Consider the following 1,345-nt stretch of genomic DNA (forward strand, 5'->3'; position numbering starts at 1 on the left):
GGGCGCAGGTAGACGAGTCCGGCGAGGGTGTCCATGTAGACGGCCTCGACGGGATTGCCGGAGAAGTCCCGGTGTCCGAGGTCCCGGACGACTTCCCCGACGGTGGGGGCGTAAATGGGCATGCGGGGGCTGGGCATGGGGGCTCCATTGATTGCGCAGGGTCCCGGATCTCTCACGGGGTGTAGCCATGGTGGACCTCCGCGCCCTAGGATCGGAAGGCATCCCCAATTGACAGATATCCCCGTGGGATTCAGGGATCGAAGAGGCCTGATCATGCGCGAGACGGAACTTGACCCGGCGACATCTCCCCTTGCGGCTTTCGGCGTTCAACTCCGCAGGTCACGCAAGGCGGCGGGGCTTAGCCAAGTGCAGCTGGGGCAGCTCACCAACCTGAGTGACAGCCAGGTCTCCAACCTCGAAAGAGGTACGCGCACTCCCACACTCGACTGGGTCCGCGTGGCTGACCAAGTGTTGGACACCGGTGGGACGCTAGAACTGATGTACTGGAGCCTCAACGGCCCTGCCTTGCTGGAGGGATTCCCGGAGTATGTGGCTCACGAGGCAAAGGCTGTCGAGCTGCGCCAGTTCGAGCTCGGCGTCATTCCGGGGTTGTTCCAGACCAGGGCTTACGCCGAGACGATGGCCGCAGCAGATGTGCGACGAGGTGTCATCACGGAGGAGGCGGCCGAGGGGAGGGTCTCCTACCTTCTCACTCGCCAACAGCGTCTCACTGGCCCGAACTCGCCTTTTGTCCACGCCGTTCTGGACGAAAGCTGCCTCCGTCGCATCGTGGGCGGGTCGCGGGTGATGCGGGAACAACTCGAACATCTAGCGGAGTTGGCGGACCGCCCCCGGACTATCATTCAGGTGGCGCCGTTCTCGATGGGCGAGCGCCGAACCCTCGCATTGCCGGTCGTTCTGCTGACCATGGCGGACCGCAGCATGCTGGGGTACACCGAATCCCAAGAGCGCGGCTTCCTCACCAGGGAATCCCAGACAGTCACCCTGTGGGCCAGGGACTACGATCGGCTCCAGGTGGGATCCAGTTCGGATGTGGCATCCCTCGAAGTGATCCGCGCAGCCCGGAAGGACCTCCGACCATGAGCCGCACCGCCCCCGTAGACCTGATCGGCGCCGCGTGGCTGAAGTCCAGCTACAGCCAGAACGGTGGGAACTGCATCGAGGTCGCCCCCGGCCTCCCGAACGTCGTTCCCGTCCGTGACTCCAAGGACCCTGCCGGCCCCGCGCTCGTCTTTCCCGCCTCCGCCTGGCAGTCCTTCGTGACCGCCGTCCAGGCCGGCGAGTTCGGCACCATCTGAGCTCAGCTCGGCGATGGGCCTCGACC

2 protein-coding genes are annotated in these 1,345 nt (G+C 65.1%); both read left to right on the forward strand.

The genetic code is table 11. From position 1 onward, the window contains the following. Positions 1-273: 273 nt before the first annotated feature. Complete coding sequence (locus ACFXAM_RS38760) at positions 274-1,104, forward strand: helix-turn-helix domain-containing protein (protein ID WP_380298634.1); 831 nt, start codon at positions 274-276, stop codon at positions 1,102-1,104. Further along, positions 1,101-1,319 (forward strand): DUF397 domain-containing protein, encoded by a 219-nt coding sequence (locus tag ACFXAM_RS38765; RefSeq protein WP_380298636.1) that lies wholly within the window; start codon positions 1,101-1,103, stop codon positions 1,317-1,319. The genes ACFXAM_RS38760 and ACFXAM_RS38765 overlap by 4 nt, the downstream gene beginning before the upstream one ends. The last annotated feature ends 26 nt before the right edge of the window (positions 1,320-1,345 follow it).

This window comes from Kitasatospora sp. NPDC059462 (assembly GCF_042749955.1).
Classification (GTDB): Bacteria; Actinomycetota; Actinomycetes; order Streptomycetales; family Streptomycetaceae; genus Kitasatospora.